This window comes from Inquilinus sp. (assembly GCF_057815775.1).
In genome coordinates, this window is sequence record NZ_JBYRFX010001183.1 from 1 (window position 1) to 4,035 (window position 4,035).

Below are 4,035 nucleotides of genomic sequence, written 5' to 3' on the forward strand. Positions count from 1 at the left end.
TGGACTCGCTGCTGTTCCATTGGGACACGGCGCAGTCCGGCAACACCTTGACCCTGGCGCCGCGCTCGAACTTCTCGCCCAGCGGCGTCACCCTGAGCAAGAGCGAAGCCTCCCTCGCCCACTACCATGAGCGGGCCTGGAACAACGGCGACACCGCCTTCGCCACCCGCTTCGCCGAACTGTCGCGGATCAGCGATGCCGGCGACTACAAGGCGGCGCTCGATGCGTATTCCAGCAAGGCCACCCACGCGCAGTCGATCGCGCTGGCCAATTCGGCCGGCACCATCCTCGGCGCTGCCATGAGCTGCCCGGTCTTCGTCGACCAGAACGTGCTGCTGGGCGAGGACAACTGCGTCTGGGCCCGGTTCACCGGCAGCTGGACCGACCAATGGGCCAGCGGCGACACCCAGGGCTATCACGTCTCGGGCACCACCTACCGCGTCGGCGCCCAGCATGCCATCGCCCCCGACTGGTTCCTCGGCGCCTCCTTCGCCGCGGGCCAGACCTGGGCGACGATGGATCGCACCTCCTCCGGCAATGGCGACACCTATGACGGCTCCGTCACCCTGAAGCACGTCATGGGGCCTTGGCAGGTCGCAGGCTCGGTCGCCTTCGCCGGCGGCTCGTTCCACACCGACCGGCAGGTCAGCCTGCCGGGCGTCAGCGAGACGGTGAAGAGCGACCCGAGCATGTTCCTGGCCGGCGGGCGGCTGCGCGCCGGCTATGAGTTCGCCTTCGACGACTGGTACATCCGGCCCTATGGCGACCTCGACCTGGTCTACACCGACCTGCCCGGCTTCAAGGAACGGGGCGACGACCTCTACGCCCTGGATGTCCGCGGCAGCAGCAAGACCAGCGTCGCCCTGTCGCCGATGGTGGAGGTCGGCGGCCGGCTGGACCTGGACGACCAGACGACGCTGCGGGCCTTTGCCGGGCTCGGCGTCGCCTATCAGCCGGACAACACCCGCACGATCCATTCCAGCTTCGTCGGCGCCTCCTCGGCCGACGGCACCTTCAGCGACTACGTCGACTCGCCGGAGGTGGTGGGCAAGATCGATCTCGGCCTGCAGTTGTTCCGCACCGGCGGCTTCGAACTGAAGGGGGAATACACCGCCGATGTCGGCGACACCTTCCTCAGCCAGACCGCAAGCGCCCGCTTCGCCTATCACTTCTGACGGCGGGCATGGACGGACCGCGGGCGTCGTCCTGCGGTCCGGTCCTGCAACTGTGCAAGATTGCCGAATGCTCGCGGCGGCAACAGGAACTCTGAAGTCATTCACCGATCAATTTATGGATTTCCAGCCTTGGCCGAAGGGCCATACCGGCTTTGCCGGACGCGGCCAAATTATTATCAAATGTTAATTACGACGCTCGTGACTGCCTGGATTGCCCGGCGATGCCCGAGTTTTATCGGAAAGACATGCCTAAGGACATCGTTGCCCGGGCTTCCGATGGCCACGACTGACAACACGCAGGAAATCTTCCCAATTGAGTGGCAAAGGCCATGAAATATCGTTGCCAGCGTTGGCGGCTCGACATATGTTTATATGTCCGACATGGCGGTCGCCGTTTTCCCGGAATTGCAATGGCGTCGGCTTCAGTCGACCCCGCCCATCCAGGCGGGCTTGCTTAAGATTTAAGTCCTGACCAAGGGTGTAGACAGCGGGCGGTTTCGATTTTGAAGAAGGGGGCAAGGTTGAAATGGGTATTGGTTGGATGGATCGCCCGAAATCTTACGCGGCATCCCGGATCCTCGGCAGCGATCAAGACTGATCGCTTTTAGAGTTTTACCAGCAACAGATTTAAGGCCTCTCGTGGCCTGCATGCTCGGCAAATCATAAACGATTTGCCCGTCATCACTTTCGCGAGTGATCCGATTTGCCCGTTTTTGGGCCCGGTCGTCCGGGAGCCGACGGCGCGGCCGGCTGTTGCCTCGCGGATCGGTGTTTTGGCGAGCCCGTGGTTCTCGATCTCCGGACGAGTTCGGAGCGACCCAGGGGAGCATGCAAGGTCGGACAGGTCAGGCAACACAGGTGGGGGGCACCGTGGCACAGCATTTACATGTTTCTCGCGTCAACTCGTGGGCCCGGCCCTCGCCACTGCGCGCTTTATTGCTTGGCACGGCGGCCTGGCTTGTCGCTCCAGGCGAGGCCGCGGCGCAGCAGAGCTGCGGGGTGCAGAACAACTCCTACACCTGCACCATCGCCGCGGGCAATTATACGACGCCCGGCGTGGGCACAAGCGAGCCCCCCGCCAACATCTCCGCCGGACAGAATCTGGTCGTCAATTCCTACGGCACCTTCGACGTCACGCTCACGAACGGCAACGACACCGTGCTGGGCAATTCCGCCTACGGATCGGGCGACACCTACGGCCTCATAGTCAACAACCAGGGGAGCATCACGGCATCCGCCAGCCCGGGCTCCTTCTCCCAATACGCCTTCGGCATCTGGGCACAACAGGGCGCCGGGTCAGGCAACCCCGGCGGCAACACGAATTCGGGACTCCAGATCAGCAATAGCGGGGTCGTCATCCTGGATCTGACGGGCGCGACGATCGGGAGCGGAGCGGCGATCTGGGCCAGCGACGAGGGGGGCGCCGGAACGTCGGGCGGGGCCGGTGGCTCCTCGTCCGGCGCGCAGATCGACAATAGCGGAGGGGCCTACAGCGGATGGGTCTCCGCGACGGCCACAGGTCAGCTCGGCTTCGCCGGCCTCCAGGTCTTCTCCCGTGGCGGCGACGGCAGCTCGGGCGGCCCCGGCAACGGCGGAGGCGCCGGCGGCAATGGCGGCTACGCCTACATTGCGAATATCACCCCCGTCTCCGTCGACTGGACCTGGCAGAACGCTGGGACCACCAGCTACGGCGTCTACGGCCTTCAGGCGCAGTCCCAGGGCGGCAACGGCAACTGGAATTCGAGCTCCCCGGGCGGCAACGGCGGCGACAGCGGGATCGCCACGGTCAAACACGCGGGTGGAGACGTCATCGTCACGATGAGCGGCACGCCGCCTTCCACGCAGGCGCCCTATCTCGGCGCCGGTATCATGGCCGCGGCTTTCGGCGGGTCGGGCGGCGAGGGGCCGCAGAGTGGTGGCGATGACAATCAGGCCGGCGGCAATGGGGGAGCCGTCGCCGGGGCCACCATCCAGGTGAGTGGGAATGCGGGCGTCAGCACCACCGGCGACAAGCTGCCCGGCCTTCTGGTGTATGGCGTGGGCGGCGCCGGCGCGCTCAGCGGCTGCCAGGACGGCGCCGATTGCAACCCGGACCAGTCCTCGGCGCACAACAATGGCGGCAACGGCGGCGGTGTCGTGCTGCCGCAGGACGCCGTCTCGGTGGTGGCCGAGTTTGGGGCGATTCCAATCGCGACCGCCGGCACGGACTCGGCGGGCGTCGCCGTCGTGCTGCAGGGCGGTACCGGGGGCGCGGGCGGATCCGAGGTCGACTTCAGCGAGGCGGACGGAGGTGCCGGCGGGAACGGCGGCAACGTCCAGTCGACGGCCAATATCAACTTCGTCGGCATGTCTGGCTCGCCGATCAGCGTGACAACCAGCGGCGGCACCTCCCCGGGGATCCTCGTGGCCAGCATCGGCGGCAACGCCGGCGACGCCGGCGACGCCCAGGGGACGATCGGCAGTGCCTTCGGCGGCACCGGCGGTGCGGGCGGCTACTCCGCCGGCGTGACCGTGGCGCTGGCTTCCACCGCCATCTCGACGCAGGGCGCGAACTCCTCCGGCATCGTCGTGCGCTCGGAGGGCGGCATCGGCGGCACCGGCGGCTTCGGCGCCGCGGGGATCGGCGAGGCCGGAGGTGGAGGCGGCGGCAATGGCGGCAACGGCGGCGATCTGTCGATCTGGCTGGATGGCGCTTCGTCGATCGCGACGCAGGGGGCTGGCTCCTTCGGCATCGTGGCGCAGAGCTTCAGCGGCGCGGGCGGCGACGGCAGCGGTGAAACCGGTGACGCGGGCAGCGGCGGCAATGGCGGCGCCGGCGGCGACGCCGGCAATGTGACGATCAGCAACGCGGCCACGATCA

Annotated in this window: 1 protein-coding gene and 1 pseudogene; both read left to right on the forward strand. The window is 66.9% G+C overall.

Going from position 1 to position 4,035, the window contains the following annotated elements:
- The coding region (locus tag AC3XYG_RS42220) for an autotransporter outer membrane beta-barrel domain-containing protein (protein ID WP_489145915.1) at positions 1-1,175 on the forward strand (1,175 nt) is incomplete at its 5' end.
- A gap of 999 nt (positions 1,176-2,174) precedes the next feature.
- A pseudogene (locus AC3XYG_RS42225) lies at positions 2,175-4,035 on the forward strand (hypothetical protein); the annotation flags it as partial.